We start from the raw sequence: 15,065 nt of genomic DNA on the forward strand, positions 1-15,065 counted from the left end.
TTTGCTCCTTATTTGCTAGCAGCCTTCGCAGGCGATACGCCGACATGGGGGCTGGAAGATGCGGCTTTTACCGGTGCGGCCGCCTCCACGCGCACGAGATCGCCGTCGTTCAGGAAGGCGCCGCCGCGCTCCACGATGCTGGCGCGCTCCTGCAGCCCGGAGGCGATCTCCACCCGGTCGCCCGTGCGCTGGCCGGTCTTGACCTGGCGCATCGCCACGCGCCCGCCTTCCACCACTTCGAACACGGCGCTGAAGCCGTCGCGCACCACCACGGCCGACTGCGGCACGGTGAGGGTGTCGCGCTGGCCCAGAAGGAAGTCGCCGCGCGCGAACATGCCCGCGCGGATGTCGGGGTGGGCCGGCAGGTCCACATAGACGAGCGCGTTGCGCGTCTGCGTGTCCACCGTGGGGGCGACCACCCGCACGGTGCCTTCCACCTCCGCGCCGCTGGCGGCCGTCACGCGCGCGCGGGTGCCGGCCTGCACGCGCGGCAGGTCGCTGGAGGTGACTTCGGCGCGCCATTCGAGCCGGCCCTTGCGCACCATGCGGAACAGCTCGGTGCCCGCGCCCACCACGGCGCCCACCGTGGCCGTGCGCGCCGAGATCACGCCGCTGTCGGGCGCCAGCACCTGGGTGTGCTTCAGGCGCAACTGCTGCGTGGCGAGCGCGGCCTGCGCCGCCTCCACGCGGGCGGCGGCGGTTTCGCTGGCCGTGGTGTATTGCTGGATCTGCTGCTGGCTCAGGGCGCCCGAGGCCTGCAGCGTGCGGGCGCGCTCGGCGTTGGCGGCGGCCTCGGCGGCGCTGGCGCGCGCCTCCAGCAGGCTCGCGCGGCTCTGGGCCAGCTCGGCCTGCACCGTGTCGGCCGAGAAGACGGCGAGCACCTGGCCCGCGCGCACCGTGTCGCCCACGTTCACGCGCACCTCGGTCAGGCGCAGGCCGTTGCTCTCGGTGCCGATGCTCGCCTCCTGCCATGCGGCGACGCTGCCGTTGGCCGGCAGGCGCGCGGCCAGCGCGTCGCGCCGGGGCGTCGTCACGGTCACCGAGAGGGCGGGGCGCGGCGAGGCCTTGGCGGCATCCGCGCCGCGCTCGCTCTCGGCGTGCGAGGCGGCGGGCGCGAACAGCAGGGCCGTGCCGCCGGCGGCGGCGATCAGGCAGGCGGCCGCCAGGGCCAGGACGGTGGGTTGGGAGCGCAGGCGCAGCATGGGCAAATCCGTGGTTGCGGTCGGTGACGGGATCGGGGAAAGAGGTCGGAGGAAAAGGCGGTGCCCCCCGGGGGAGGGCCCGCCAGGGGCGCGCTAGGGCCCCGGGCTAGGGCGATGCGGCCTGCGGGGCTTCCCAGCCGCCGCCCGCGGCGCGGTAGAGGCTGATCCACGCGGCCATGCGCTCTTGGCGCAGCGTGATGAGCGCGGTCTCGGAGGCCAGGGCCAGGCGCCGCGCGTCCTCCAGCTCGACGAGGCTCGCCAGCCCGCCGCGCCAGCGCGCCTCGGTGGCGACGAAGGAGGTGCGGTAGCCCTCGGTCGCGCGCTCGGCGTCGTCGCTGCGCGCGGCCGTGCTGGCGAGCCGCACCAGGGCCTGCTCGACCTCGCTCACCGCGCGGCGCACGTTGGCGCGGTAGAGCTGGGCGGCCTCCTGGTAGCGGGCCTCGGCGGCATCCACCTGCGCGGCGCGCCGGCCGGCGTCGAAGACCGGCAGGCTCAGCGCCACCGGCCCGATGGACCACGTGTCGGTCGCCACGCTGGTGCCGCCCGAGGTCCCCCAGCCGCGGCCGACGGAGCCGCTCAGGCTGAGCCGGGGCAGGCGCTGCGCGCGGGCGTTGCCGACGTCGGCGCTGGCGGCGGCCACCTCGCGCTCGGCGGCATACACGTCCGGGCGCTGGGCCAGCACGCGGGCCGGCAGGGATTCGATGGCGAAGAGCGCCTGCGGCGCCGGCCGGGCCGGGCCCGCCGCCTCGGCGGCCACGCGGGCGCGGAGATCGCTCTCGGCCAGGCCGGTGAGCGCGACCAGGCCCTTGAGGTCGATCTCGCAGGCCATGCGCTGCTGCTCGGCGCGCACGCGGCCCTCGGCGCGGCTGGCCTGCGCGAGGGCGCGCGTGGCGGGGGCCGTGAAGCCCGCGCGCTCGCTTTCTTCAGAGAGCCGGGCGCTCTCGGCGCGCGAGCGCGCATCGGATTCGGCCACCTCCACCTGCCGCAGGCACTGGCGCCAGCTGTCGTACTGGGTGGCCACTTCCGCGGCCACCGACACGCGGGCCTCGTGCCACTGGGCCTGGGCCCCCGCCAGGCGCTGGCGGGCCGCCTCATTGGCGGCGGCGTTGCCGCCGAACAGGTCCACCTCCCAACTGGCCTGCAGCGTGCCCTGGATCGTGGTGGCGAGGCCGCCCGCCTGCTGGTTCACGCCCCGGCTGCCATTGCCCTGCGCGTCGAGTGCAGGCAGCAGCGCGGCGCGCGCGGCCACCTGCGTCGCGCGCGCCTGCTCCACGCGGGAGCGCGCCTGCGCCACGCCGGGCGCCACCTCCTGCGCGGCCGCGATCAGGTCCACCAGCAGCGGATCGCCCATGCGCTCCCACCAGCGCGCGAGGTCTTCGACGCGCCCCTGGTGCGGCAGCGGGGCCTGCCATGCGGCGGGGGCGGGCGTATCGACGCGCGCAGCGGGGGCCGTGACCGCGCAGCCGGCCAGCGCCAGCAGGGCGGCGGTGGGCAGCAGGCAGCGTTGGACAAGGGGGAACGTCATGGTTTCGGCGTCTTTCGGCGGGCCGGTTGGAGAGAAGGGGATGGAGAGGCGGCGGCGCGGCGGCGGGAGGGTGCCCGGCGCTCCGGCAGGGTGGCGCGCCGCCAGGCCTCCTCCGCCGCGACCATGGCCATCGCATAGTCCGTCATGCGGTCGGCCCAGAGCTCGACGGCCTGCGGGGTGGCCAGCAGTTCCGGCTTCACGGCTTCCACCACGTCGCGGTGGCCCCAGAGCTGGAAGGCCTGGCCGGAGAGGGTGAGCGCCAGCCGGTGGATGCCCAGGTCCGGCACCGCGACTTTCATGTGGTGGCAGAGCAGGCGCACCAGGGCCTCGTGGGGCTGGCGGACTTCCTTGTCCATCTCCCGCTCCCACTGGCCCGTGGGCTCCAGCATCTCGCGGATGTGCAGGCGCACGCTCTGGCGGGCCAGCTCGCCGTGGCTCAGGGGCGCGAGCGCCCCATGGAAATAGCGCCCCAGCGATTCGCGCAGCGTGATGTCGGGGTTCGCGAAATCGGCGATCAGCGCGTGGATGTCGCAGAAAGGCTCGGTGAACACGGCGCTGTAGAGCGCGGCCTTGTCCCCGAAGTAGTAGCTCACGGCGGCCACGTTGGCCTGTGCCGCCGTGGCGATGGCGCGGATCGAGGTCTTGGCGTAGCCTTGCTCGGAGAAGAGGCGCAGCGCGGCCAGCAGCAGGCGCTGCCGCGCGGACGCGGGCTCCTCACCGGAGGGCGGCGGCGGGGGCGCGGATCGGGAGCGTCGGGCGGGCATGGTGGCGGATTACACCACAATCAATCAAACGTTTGTTTGAATTTCATGTCCACCGCCCTCGGCCATGGCGAATGGCTCCGCGCCGGTTCGCCGTCATGGGCGATGGCGGCGCTGCCCCGCCCCGCCCGGGACCGGACGGCGCGTGCGGCGTGCGTCGTCACGGTCCGTGCCCGCCTGGGAGGCGACGGGGCTCAGGCGACGGTGGCCGCGCTGCCCTGCGCCGCTGCGGCGCGCGCTTCGATGTGCGCATGGCATTCATTGGCCGGAGCCGCGCCGAACACGACGGTCCAGCCGGCGGGCACGTCCATGAAGGGCGGCCACAGGGACGATTGGCCGAGGGCGTTTTCCAGCACCAGGAAGTGGCTGTTCTTGTCGTCGAGGGGATGGGTCATGGGAGGGTCTCTTCGGGTTCAGGGTGTTTCGGGGCTCATGCGCAGTCGGCCGTGGCGGGCTCGCCGCGCGGCAGCGCATGGAGCGCCTGCAGGGACTGGGTGATTTCCGCCAGGGCGTCGTGCCGCGCGAAGGCCTCGCGCAGCGCGAGGGCGCGTTGCCGGTACGAGGGGTTGCCCAGCAGCTGGTGGACGGCGTCGGCGACCGCGCGGCTGCTCGGCTGGCCGGTCTTGAGGTTGATGCCGGCACCGGACCATGCCACCCGCGCCGCGATCTCCGGCTTCTCCTCCGAACTGCCGGCCACCGCCAGCGGGATGCCCAGGCTGAGGGCGTGGTTGACCGAGCCGTAGCCGCCATTGGTGACCATCGCATGCACCTTGGGCAGCAACTGGTCGTAGGGCACGTAATCGACGACGCGGGCATTCGCCGGCGCGGCCGCCGCCAGCTCGGGCGGCACCGGCCCGCCCGTGGTGGCGATGACGTGCAGGTGGGGCATGCCGGCGAGGCCCTTCAGGGTCGGGATGATCAGCTGATGGGCGTTCTCGTTGGCCAGCGTGCCCTGCGTCACCAGCACCACGGTGCGCCCGTCGCCGAGTTCGTGCCACCAGGGCGGCGGTGCGAAGTTCCGGGTCGGCGGCGCGAGCAGCGGCCCGACGAAGCGCACAGACGCCGGCAGGTCGCTGCGGGGGTATTCGAAGGCCTCGGCCGTGAGCTGCAGATACAGATCGGGCAGGGTCACCACGGCGTCGCTGAAGAAAGCCGGCAGCGGCGGCCTGCCCAGCCGGGCCAGCACGCCGTCGAAATACCGCTGCACGTCGCCGAACATCGTGCGCTGAACGGTGGCCTGCATCGTCTGGCCATGCTGCCGCTGCTGCGCGGTGGCGGGCGGCGGCATGGCCGACCCGAACACGCAGGTGTCGATGCTGGAGAGGGCCAGCGCGGAGATGCCCAGCGCGGCGATCGCGGGCCGCTCGCTCCGTGGGCCGAGCAGCATCGGGAACGTGCCGAAGAACATCGTGTCCGTGATGATGGCGTCGGCGTCGAAGTGCTCCAGGCTGCGGCGCAGCCCCTCGTGTTGCGGTTCGATGGCATCCGCGAAGAAGGTCTTCAGCCCGAAGCACATCCGCGCGTGGCCGGGCGGCAGCCGCAATCGCTGCGGAAAGCGCTGGTCGAGTTCGCGGTAATCGAAGTCGATGGACGGCAGGAAGGAATCGAACGACGCGCCCGTGCCTTCCACCCGGGCCCGGAACAGGCTCGCGGTGTGGACCCGGACCTCGTGGCCGAGCTGGACGAGATGCCGGGCCACGGCCAGCATCGGCATGACATGGCCCGGCAGGCCCGTCGCGGCGAGAAGATAGCGTGCCATTCGATTCTCCCTGGTCAGAGCAGCGCGGGTTCCGGCTGCGTTTCCTGGACTCCGGTGGCGCCCATGCCCAGGTTCTCCAAATAGCGCCGCAGCAGTTGCTGGCTCACCGGCCGGATCGGCGCGCCGATGGCCTCCAGCCGGGCCTGGGTGGCCGCACCGCAGAGGATCGGGGGGATCGCCTCGGTGCTGTAGCCGTTCAGGATCGCCAGCAGGGCCGCGAGATCGTGGTCCTGCGTCATGCCCAGCCGGGCGTGCGCGTGGTACAGCCACGTGTCCAGGTCCGCCGGTTCGAGGGCGCGGCCCAGTTGCCGGAACACCTCTTGCACATCGCGGGCGTGCAGGGGATCGGAGCCGAGCAGGTGGAAGATCTGCCCCCAGGAGTCCTGCAGCTGCGACAGCCGCACGATGGCCCGGGCCACGTCGTCCGCCGGCGTGAGGTTGAGGGGCAGGTCCAGGTCGGGGATCATCTCCAGATCGGCATACAGCCGCGCGACGCGCCAGAACACGTCGGCTTCGTTGCATGCCGCGTGGGTGTGGTCTCCCGTGACCGAGCCCAGGCGGTAGATCACCACCGGAAGGCCCCGGGCCTGCGCGGCGCGGGCCAGGCGGTCCGCCACCCATTTGCTCTGGGCGTAGCCTCCGACCAGTCCGTCGGCCGTGGCCAGGGCCGCCTGCTCGTTCACCACGGGGGTTTCGGGGTTGAGGCCGATCACGCCGAGCGTGGAGACGAAGTGCATTACCTTCGGGCGTCCGCGCATCGTCCATTCGAGCAGCGTGACCACGCTGTCCACGTTGGACGGCTTCAGGCTCGCATACGGATGCAGGTAGTCCACCTGGGCGGCGCAGTGGTAGATGGCGTCGCATTCGTCCCGTACGCGCCGCATGGCGGCCTCGCCCATGCCGAGGTGCTCGGCGCCCAGGTCGCCGGTGACGACTTCCACGCGGGCATCGTCCCAGGCGTCCGAGAGCTTGCGTTCCGCCAGCGCGTGCTTCAGGCGCCCGCGGCCCGAGGCCTCGTCGGGCGCCCGCACGTGGCAGATCACCGACGCGGCCGTGTCGCGCAGCAGGGTGGCCAGCAGATAGCTGCCCACGAAGCCGCTGGCCCCGGTGAGGAAGACCCGCTGCGGCACGGTGGGCGCGACCACGCCCGGCCCCTGGATATGCGCCGGCAGCTCGGCCTGCGCCAGCAGGTTCACGGCCGGGACTTCTCCCCCCGCGTCTTCCATCCACGCGGCCAGTTCCGCGATGGAGGGGCGGTTGTACAGCTCGGCGGGCGGGAAGTCCGGGTGCATGCGCTCGCGGATCTGCATGCCCAGCTGGATCGCCATCAGAGAGTGGCCGCCCAGCTCGAAGAAGTTGTCGTGGATGCCGACCTTCTCGACCTTGAGCGCGTGCGCCCACAGTTCGGCGAGCGTCTGCTCGGTGGCCGTGCGCGGCGCCACATACGCGGCGACGGGCGTGGGCGCCAGGGGCGCCGGCAGTGCCTTGCGGTCGAGCTTGCCGCTGGGCCCCAGGGGCAGGCGTTCCAGGGCGACGAAGGCGGTGGGCACCATGTAGTCGGGCAGGTGCTGCGCGACGTGGGCCTTCAGCGCGAACGCATCCGCTTCGGTGCCCTCCGGGGGCACGCAGTACGCCACGATCTGCTTGTCGCCGGGGGCATCCTCCCGAACCACCACGGCGGCCTGCGCCACGCCCGGGTGGCGCAGCAGCGTGGACTCGATCTCGCCCAGCTCGATGCGCAGGCCGCGGATCTTGACCTGGTGGTCGGCCCGGCCCAGGAAGTCCAGCGTGCCGTCGGCGCGCCAGCGCGCGAGGTCTCCGGTGCGGTACATGCGGCTTCCCGGCAGGCCGTGCGGGTTCGCGATGAAGCGCTCCGCCGTGAGGCCGGGGCGGTTCAGGTAGCCGTGCGCCAGGCCTGCGCCGGCGATGTACAGCTCGCCCGTCACCCCGGCCGGCACGGGCTGGAAGCCGTGGTCCAGCACGTACATCTGCGTGTTCCAGATGGGGCGGCCGATCGGGATGCGCGCGAGCCCATGGCATTGGGCGGGCACGCAGTCCCAGGCGGTGACGTCGACAGCGGCCTCTGTGGGGCCGTACAGGTTGTGCAGCCGGCAGTCCAGCGTGCGGTGGAACTGCTCGGCCAGGGCGGGCGCGAGGGCCTCCCCGCTGCAGATCACCCGGCGCAGCGAGGCGCAGGCCGCCGCCGCGGGGTCGCGCAGGAACACCTCCAGCATCGAGGGGACGAAGTGGAGGGTGGTGATCTGCTCCTGCGCGATCAGGCCCGCCAGGTACGCCGGCTCGCGGTGGCCTCCGGGGCGGGCGAGTACCAGCGTGGCGCGCGTGATCAGCGGCCAGAAGAACTCCCAGACCGATACGTCGAAGCTCGACGGCGTTTTCTGCAGCACGCGGTCGTCGGCCTGCAGGCCGTATTCCGCCTGCATCCAGCGCAGGCGGTTGACGATGGCGCCGTGGGACACCACCACGCCCTTGGGCTTGCCCGTGGAGCCCGAGGTGTAGATGACATAGGCCGGGTGCGAGGGCTGCAGGCGGACGGCCGGCGCGGGCGTGGCCGGGCCCGGGGGCTCGGCGCCGGCCGCCGTGGCGTCATCGACGAGGAACCGGGGGATGCCTGCCTCGAATCGGCCGGTCAGCTCGCCGGTGGTCATCAGGCACACGGGCCGGGCGTCTTCCAGCATGAAGGCGAGGCGGTCGGCGGGGAAGTCCGGATCGATGGGCAGGTAGGCCGCGCCGCTCTTGAGGACGGCCACCAGCGCCACCATCAGTTCCAGCGACCGTGGGATGGCCAGCGCGACGATGTGCCCGGGGCCCGCGCCCATCGCCGCGAGGCGGTCGGCCCATTGCCGCGCCCGCTGGTCCAGCTCGCCGCGCGCCATGGACTGGCCTTCGAACCGCAGCGCGGTGCCCTCGGGGTCCGCCGCGAGGCCGGCCTCCACGAGTTCCGTCAGGTGGGCCTGGGGATGCGGGTGCGCGGTGTCGTTCCATCCGGCGAGCAGGGTGCGGCGCTCCTCGGCGGGCAGCACGTCCACCCGGCCGATGGCCTCGGTGGGGTTGCGAGCCAGCGCGCCCAGCAGGTTCAGGAGCCAGCGCTGGTGATCGGCCAGTGCCTCGGGGGTGTAGAGGGCCGGGTTCGCGTCGAAGTCGATCTGCAGGTCCTGGCCGTTGCCCCGCTCGTACATGAAGATGCCCAGATCCTGCGCGGTGCCGTTGGTCAGGTTGCGCGGCTTGGCCGGATGGGTGCCGAAGCGCAGGTCGTAGTCGAAGGGCTCGACATTGACCACGGTGGAGAAGAGATGGTGGTTGTCCGCCAGCAGGTCCAGGTCCTCGCGCAGGTTTTCGTAGCGGTAGGCCTGGTGCCGCAGGAGCTGGCGCATCTGCCGGCCGACCTCGCGCAGCAGGTCCGTAAACGGGATGTCGGGCCGCATCGCCAGCCGCAGGGGCAGCACGTTCGCGACCATGCCGGGGGTGCGGCGCATGCGGTCGTTGTAGCGCGCGGTCACGGGCACGCCGAGCACCAGATCGGAAACGCCCGTCATCCGGTAGAGATAGGTGGCCGTCGCCGCGATCAGGATCTGCGGGAGCGTGCTGCCATGGCTCTGCGCGATGTCGCGCAGGACGTTCACCTGGGCGGCGGGCCAGTGGGTCTTTTGCCGCAGCAGGCCGCCCACGTTGACGCTGCGATCGTCGGCAAGGCTCAAGGGGGACGGGCGATCATGGAAGCGCTCCATCCAGTGCTGCCGGTCGCGCTGGAAGCGCTCGGAGTTCCGGTAGGCGCGGTCTTCGTCGACCAGCGTGGAATAGGGCTCCGGTTTCGAGGCGGCAGAGGCGGTGCCGCCGTCCAGCAGCGCCGTGTAGAGATCCGCCATGCGGCGGGCGATGATGCTGCCCGCGAAGCCGTCGAACGCGATGTGGTGGCCGCGGCTGTACCAGATGTGGTGCTCGGGCGACAGCTTGATCAGGGCGCTGAGCCACAGCTGGTCGCGGGCCAGGTCCAGGCGGCGCGTGAAATCCGCCCTCATCCATGCTTCCGCGCTGGCCGAGGGGTCGCTCTCCTGGCTGAAGTCCAGCACGGGGAACTCGCCGGAGAATTCCATTCCGCTTCTACCCACTGCCTGGGGCCTTGGGACGTGTTGGCGAAATGGAGCCGGGTGGCCTCGACCTCGTGGCTGACGATTTTCAGCGCCTCGATGAATATCTCCGAAGACAATAGACCATGTATATCGATGGCTTCTGCCAAATTGAAATTGGTATCACGGGATGCCAGGTGGACACCGATCCACATTCCCATTTGGGCGGCGGTCAACGGTGTGCCATGGGCGAGTTGATCTAAAGCACGCATGAAGCTGCTCCGTTCTATTCATAGCTTGAAATGGAATGGAGAGGCCTGCGAGGGCCTCCGGGGCGGTGGAGTGGTGGGCTTATCTTCAGACGCAGGAACGCAGGGGTACGGTTATGTTTCTATTGGCCGTGTGTCCTCGCTATTTCCCTCCCTTTATCGACGCACCGACTGGGATGCGTCCCCTCTATGAATATCCCGCGGGCCGCGGGGTGGCATTGGGTTGGGGGAGTCCGCTTCTTTGGGCGGTGGTGAAACTTTGTCACCCCTCCCCTGTATCGTTGCTAAATGATTGATTAATATCAATGTGTAAGAATTTATGGGGTAAATAAATGGGAAGACCCATAAATTCCTTGAATGAGAGAGCCAAGAAAATATCTTATAAACAATGCCAATCGATATGGCTTTGCAAATAGATATTCGGGTTTCCATCGGCTGTTTCTGCCTGGAGGAAAAGGGCAGCCGGGTTATCGGCCCCGAGAGGATCTAGCCATCCCGGGGCGCCCCGTCTGCCCGGGCAAATGCCGACCGCGGCCCCCTTGCGCTCTGGCAAAATTTCGTTGCGATTGACCGGCGGCAGCTCTTTGGCAGGGGGTGGCGATGATTCGGAGTTTTTCCATCAGGTCGGGGCTGTTCCTGGTCCTGGCGTTCTTCACCGCGGCGCTGCTGGTGGCCGTTGCGGTGGGCTGGATGGGCATCCGGTCCGGCGTCTCGGCGTCCGAGAGCCAGGCACGCGTGTCCAAGGACATGCTGGCGCTGAAGCAGGCGGAGATCCGCATGTGGGACAACCGCGTGGCCCTGGCGGTGGCCCACCGCAACATGCTGCGCGGAGACGCGCCCCCCAGCATCCGGAGCCAGACCGACCGGGCCGACAAGGCCATGCAGGACGCCGCGCAGATCCTGCAATCCGTGGCGCAGGGCATGTCCGCGCAAGACCGCCCGCTGGCCGATTCCGTGCTCACCGCCTTCAAGGCCTACGACGTGCTGGTGCGCCGGGGCAGCGCGGGGCTGGCCGGCGGCAACGTGGAGGAATACAGCGGCAAGGAGATCGTGGACCAGCGTAACCGGCTCCTTGCCGAAATGGACGGCCTGATGCAGAAGCTGTTCCAGGCGGCCGACCAGCGCGGCCAGGGGCTGCACGACGACACCGTGCGCATGCTGCGCACGTCCGAGATCGTGGCCGGCTTCCTGGTCGCCACGGGTCTGCTGCTGGCCATCGGATGCTGGCTCTTCATCCGCCGGCAGGTGCTCGCGCCGCTGGACGAGGCCGGCGTGCTGCTGGAGCGGGTGGCCCAGGGCGACCTGACGTCGCGCATCGAGGTGCGGTCGGGCAACGAGATCGGCCGTCTCCTGCTGGCCGCGCGGACCATGCAGGAAGGGCTGGTGCGCATGGTCTCGCAGGTGCGTCAGGGGGTGGAGGAGATCCGCGTCGGCGCCCAGGAGATCGCCCGGGGCAATTCGGATCTGAGCGGCCGCACGGAGCAGCAGGCCGCCTCGCTGGAGGAGACCGCCGCCAGCATGGAGGAGCTGTCCTCCACCGTGAAGCACAACGCGGACAGCGCCAAGCTGGCCAGCCAGCTCGCCACCGGCAGCATGGAGGTGGCGCGGCGCGGGGGCTCGGCAGTGGACGAGGTGGTGGTGACCATGCAGGCGATCTCGGAGAGCTCGCACAAGATCGCCGACATCGTCAACGTGATCGACGGTATCGCCTTCCAGACCAACATCCTGGCGCTCAACGCCGCCGTCGAGGCGGCCCGCGCGGGCGAGCAGGGCAAGGGGTTCGCGGTGGTGGCCTCCGAGGTGCGGGCCCTGGCGCAGCGCAGCGCCGAGGCCGCCAAGGAGATCAAGGCGCTGATCGCGGATTCCGTGGGCAAGGTGGGCGCGGGCTCGTCGCAGGTGGAGCGTGCCGGCTCCACGATGCAGGAGATCGTCGCCTCGGTCGAGCGTGTGACCGACATCATGGGCGAGATCTCCGCGGCCTCGCGCGAGCAGTCCTCGGGCATCGATCAGGTGAACCAGGCGGTCGTGCAGATGGACCAGGCCACGCAGCAGAACGCGGCGCTGGTGGAGCAGGCCGCGGCGGCGGCGGCCTCGCTCGAAGAGCAGACCCAGCGGCTGCAGTCCGCCGTGGCGCAGTTCCGCGTGGCGGCCGGCGACGTGCCCCGGGGCGGGCCGGCGCCCGTCGCCAAGCCCCGGCCGGCTGGCGCGGCGCCCCGGCCCGTGGCGCGGCCCATGCCGGCGCCGGCGCGGCCGGCGGTGGCCGCCCCGGCCCCTGTGCGCGCGCCCGCGCCCCGCAAGGCGCCGGCGCTGGGCCGCTCTGCCGCGCCGCCGCCGGCGCCTGCGGCATCCACGCCACCTCCCTCGGGCGCCGCGAAGCCGCCGGCCGCGCGGCCGGACGACGAGTGGGAGTCTTTCTGAGTCCCTGCGCCGGGACGGCCTGCCTCAGTCCCGGAGTGCTCCTGAAAATATAGCTATATCTGCAGCAGGGACGGCGACATGGAGCCCCTTTTGCCACAAAACCGCCTCCAGAAGGCGGGCGGGCTGTTCAGGCGGCGTGTGTGAGCTTGATGCGGGCCGTTGCCGCGCCGCGCGGGCATGCCCCGGCGGGCGCCGCGGCCATGCCGGGGCCGCGCCCGCCCCGGTTCAGCGGGGCGCCTCGCCGAACACGGCCCGCCACAGCGCCAGCACGGCCTCGCGTTCCGCGTGCAGCGCCTCGGGCGGCACGCGCGTGGGCTCTTCGTTGAGCCGCGCGCGGTGCTGCACCTGCCGCAGCGTGCGGTAGGCGGTGGCCGCCGCCGCGCCCACGCCCGGGGGGAGCAGGCCGGCGTCTTCCGCGCGCTGCAGCAGCGCGATGTTGCCCAGGTTGTCGCACAGGCCCGGGTGGGCGCCCGCATGCGCGAGGATGAGGTACTGCACGGCGAACTCGGCATCCACCATGCCGCCCGTGCCGTGCTTCACGTCGAACTGGTCGGGGGGCACCGGGTGCGCGGCGCGCACGCGCTCGCGCATGGCGGCGATCTCCGCGTGCAGTGCGGCGGCGTCGCGCGGGGCGGTGATGACGGCCGCGCGCACCGCGTCGAAGCGCTCGCGCAGCGCCTCGCTGCCGAGCACGAAGCGCGCGCGCGTCATGGCCTGGTGCTCCCAGGTCCAGGCGGTGTTGCTGCCCCGGCGCTCCTGGTAGTTGGCATAGGCCTCGAAGCGCGTGACGAGCAGGCCCGAGTTGCCATTGGGCCGCAGGGCGGTGTCGATCTCGTAGAGGTCGCCCTCGCTGGTCTTCACGGTGAGCCAGTTGATGAGCTTGCGCGCGAAGGCGGCATAGACCTCGGGGGCGCGGTCGTCGTCGTCGTCGAACACGAAGACGATGTCCAGGTCGCTGCCGTAGCCCAGCTCTTTCCCGCCGAGCTTGCCGTAGCCGATGATGCCGAACTGCGGCGTATCGCGGTGCCGGTTGCGCAGCCGCTCCCAGCACCAGGCGGCGGTGATGCGCAGCACGCTGTCGGCGAGGGCCGAGAGGTCGTCGGCCACCTGCTCGACGGTGATGCGCCGCTCCACGTCGCGCGCCAGGGTGCGGAAGGTCTCCGCGTGCTGCGCGCGGCGCAGCAGGTTGAGCAGGGCCTCGTCGTCGTCCTCGCCGGTGGAGCGCAGCGAGGCGATGCGCAGGCCCAGCTCGCGCTCGAAGTCCTCGGCCACGAAGCGCTCGGACAGCAGCGCATCGCCCGCCAGCTCGTCGATCACGCCCGGGTGCTGCAGCATGTAGCGCGCGGGCCATTGCGCGGCGCCCAGCAGGTGCATGAGGTGTTCATGCACCGAGGGGCGCTCCAGCAGCAGCGCCAGATAGCTTTCGCGGCGCAGCAGCGGCTCCAGCCAGGCCACGAGGCGCACGGCGGCGTCTTCGTTGACGCGGCCCTCGGCCAGCCAGCGCGCCGTGCGCTGCACCAGCCGCAGCAGGCGCGCCCGCGCCTCGTCGCGCAGCGCGGCCACGCGGGGATGGCCCTGCCACTCCGCCACGCGCTCGCGCACCTTCGGGGGGAGCTGCTCCAGCAGCGTGTCGAGTTCGGGCACGGGGGCCTGCTGCGCGCGCGGGCCGCCGCAGCCGCCGCCGCTGCACTGCCGCTTGCCGGGGCCGCCGAGCAGGGTGTCGAACTCCTGCGCCACCAGTTCGCGGTGGGCGTCGAGCTGGTGCAGGAAGGCGCAGCAGCCCAGGCCCAGCGTGGCGGCGATCCAGGCCAGGTCGTCGTCGCGCGTGGGCAGCACGTGGGTCTGCTGGTCGTCCAGGTACTGGATGCGATGCTCCACGCGGCGCAGGAAGGTGTAGGCCTCGGCGAGCGCATCGGCGGTTTCCTGCGGCATGAGCCCGGCGCGCGCCAGGCGCTGCAGGGCCTCCAGCGTGGGTCGGCAGCGCAGTTCGGGGAACTGCCCGCCGCGCACCACCTGCAGCAACTGCACGGTGAACTCGATCTCGCGGATGCCGCCGCGCGAGAGCTTCACGTCGTTGGCGCGCTCGGGGTGGCCCGCGCTGCGCTTGGCGGCATGGTCCCGGATCTGGCGGTGCAGCGAGCGCAGCGATTCGAACACGCTGTAGTCGAGATAGCGGCGGAACACGAAGGGCAGCACCACCGCGCGCAGGCCCTGCACGGCCGGGTGGACGAGCCCGTCCAGCGGCGCGACGATGCGGCTCTTGAGCCACGCGAAGCGCTCCCACTCGCGGCCCTGCACCTGCAGGTAGTCTTCCAGCGCCGCGAGCGAGACGGCCGGCGGCCCGGAATTGCCGTTGGGCCGCAGGGCGAGGTCCATGCGGAAGACGAAGCCGTGCTCGGTGGTCTCGCCCACCAGGGCGTGGATGGCCTTCACGGCCCGGCCGAAGTATTCCTGGTGCGAGATGCGGCCCCGGCCGCCGTCCACGCCGGCGGTGTCGCCGTCGTGCTCGTAGACGTAGATCAGGTCGATGTCGCTGGATACGTTCAACTCGCGCGCGCCGAGCTTGCCCATGCCCACGATCCAGAGCGCGACGGGCTGGCCCTCCGGGCCCACGGGGGCGCCGTGGCGCGCATCGAGCTCCTGGCGGGCGTGGCGCAGGGCCTCGTCCAGGGCCAGCTCGGCCAGTTGGGTGGTGGCGCGGGTGATGTCGGAGAGCGGCGCGCCGTCCTCGCAATCCAGGCGGACCAGCCGCTCCATGAGCAGCTGGCGCAGCACGCGCAGGGCCGCGCCCGTGCCGTGCCCCAGCGCGCGCAGGGCCGCGAGGGCCTCGGCCATGGTCTGGCGGGTGGGCGCTCCCGGCGGCAGCAGGGGCAGCTCGGATGCATAGCGGCGCAGCAGCCGCTGGTGGAATCGGGAGTGGGCGGCGCCGGCGGCAGTGGCCGGGCGCGCGTCCGGGTCAGCGAACGGCGTGGACATATGGCAAGCAAGAGGCTCCGAAAGCGTACATACCGACACCCTTTGGGGCTGAACCCCCATGGCGGGCGCG

8 protein-coding genes are annotated in these 15,065 nt (G+C 71.7%); 1 reads left to right on the forward strand and 7 read right to left on the reverse strand.

Annotated elements, in window-relative coordinates:
* Positions 1-8: 8 nt before the first annotated feature.
* The 6 genes from AX018_RS07675 to AX018_RS07700 all read right to left on the reverse strand — a co-directional run bounded on the left by AX018_RS07675 (position 9) and on the right by AX018_RS07700 (position 9,359).
* A complete protein-coding gene (locus tag AX018_RS07675) occupies positions 9-1,202 on the reverse strand; it encodes an efflux RND transporter periplasmic adaptor subunit (protein WP_111876709.1) in 1,194 nt (397 codons plus the stop codon).
* A 106-nt stretch (positions 1,203-1,308) separates the two neighbouring features.
* On the reverse strand, positions 1,309-2,727 hold the full coding sequence (locus AX018_RS07680; RefSeq protein WP_111876710.1) for an efflux transporter outer membrane subunit: 1,419 nt from the start codon (positions 2,725-2,727) through the stop codon (positions 1,309-1,311).
* A complete protein-coding gene (locus AX018_RS07685; protein ID WP_111876711.1) occupies positions 2,724-3,491 on the reverse strand; it encodes a CerR family C-terminal domain-containing protein in 768 nt (255 codons plus the stop codon). Before AX018_RS07685 ends, AX018_RS07680 begins: the two co-directional genes overlap by 4 nt.
* 191 nt (positions 3,492-3,682) lie before the next feature.
* Positions 3,683-3,883, reverse strand: a complete 201-nt coding sequence (locus AX018_RS07690; RefSeq protein WP_111876712.1) for an MbtH family protein — start codon at positions 3,881-3,883, stop codon at positions 3,683-3,685.
* A gap of 35 nt (positions 3,884-3,918) precedes the next feature.
* Positions 3,919-5,247: a glycosyltransferase gene (locus AX018_RS07695; RefSeq protein WP_111876713.1), complete on the reverse strand. Its 1,329-nt coding sequence runs from the start codon at positions 5,245-5,247 to the stop codon at positions 3,919-3,921.
* A 14-nt stretch (positions 5,248-5,261) separates the two neighbouring features.
* Entirely contained in the window at positions 5,262-9,359 is a 4,098-nt protein-coding gene (locus tag AX018_RS07700) for an SDR family oxidoreductase (RefSeq protein ID WP_353618486.1), read from the reverse strand.
* Positions 9,360-10,201: 842 nt separating this feature from the next.
* Here AX018_RS07700 and AX018_RS25905 point away from each other — a divergent pair.
* A complete protein-coding gene (locus AX018_RS25905) occupies positions 10,202-12,019 on the forward strand; it encodes a methyl-accepting chemotaxis protein (RefSeq protein ID WP_111876714.1) in 1,818 nt (605 codons plus the stop codon).
* Between the two features lie 225 nt (positions 12,020-12,244).
* On the opposite strand, the gene glnE is transcribed toward AX018_RS25905, so the two are convergent.
* Positions 12,245-14,995 carry a bifunctional [glutamate--ammonia ligase]-adenylyl-L-tyrosine phosphorylase/[glutamate--ammonia-ligase] adenylyltransferase gene (glnE, locus tag AX018_RS07710; RefSeq protein WP_111876715.1) on the reverse strand — a complete coding sequence of 917 codons (2,751 nt, stop codon included), beginning with the start codon at positions 14,993-14,995 and terminating at the stop codon, positions 12,245-12,247.
* Positions 14,996-15,065 lie beyond the last annotated feature (70 nt).

Source organism: Paracidovorax anthurii, assembly GCF_003269065.1.
GTDB lineage: Bacteria > Pseudomonadota > Gammaproteobacteria > Burkholderiales > Burkholderiaceae_C > Paracidovorax > Paracidovorax anthurii.

What these genes read in the sequence shown, in the direction of transcription:
- AX018_RS25905 (WP_111876714.1), top strand. Translation starts at nt 10,202, where the DNA reads ATGATTCGGAGTTTTTCCATCAGGTCGGGGCTGTTCCTGGTCCTGGCG.
- AX018_RS07675 (WP_111876709.1), bottom strand. Translation starts at nt 1,202, where the DNA reads ATGCTGCGCCTGCGCTCCCAACCCACCGTCCTGGCCCTGGCGGCCGCC.
- AX018_RS07690 (WP_111876712.1), bottom strand. Translation starts at nt 3,883, where the DNA reads ATGACCCATCCCCTCGACGACAAGAACAGCCACTTCCTGGTGCTGGAA.
- AX018_RS07695 (WP_111876713.1), bottom strand. Translation starts at nt 5,247, where the DNA reads ATGGCACGCTATCTTCTCGCCGCGACGGGCCTGCCGGGCCATGTCATG.
- AX018_RS07685 (WP_111876711.1), bottom strand. Translation starts at nt 3,491, where the DNA reads ATGCCCGCCCGACGCTCCCGATCCGCGCCCCCGCCGCCGCCCTCCGGT.
- glnE (WP_111876715.1), bottom strand. Translation starts at nt 14,995, where the DNA reads ATGTCCACGCCGTTCGCTGACCCGGACGCGCGCCCGGCCACTGCCGCC.
- AX018_RS07700 (WP_353618486.1), bottom strand. Translation starts at nt 9,359, where the DNA reads ATGGAATTCTCCGGCGAGTTCCCCGTGCTGGACTTCAGCCAGGAGAGC.
- AX018_RS07680 (WP_111876710.1), bottom strand. Translation starts at nt 2,727, where the DNA reads ATGACGTTCCCCCTTGTCCAACGCTGCCTGCTGCCCACCGCCGCCCTG.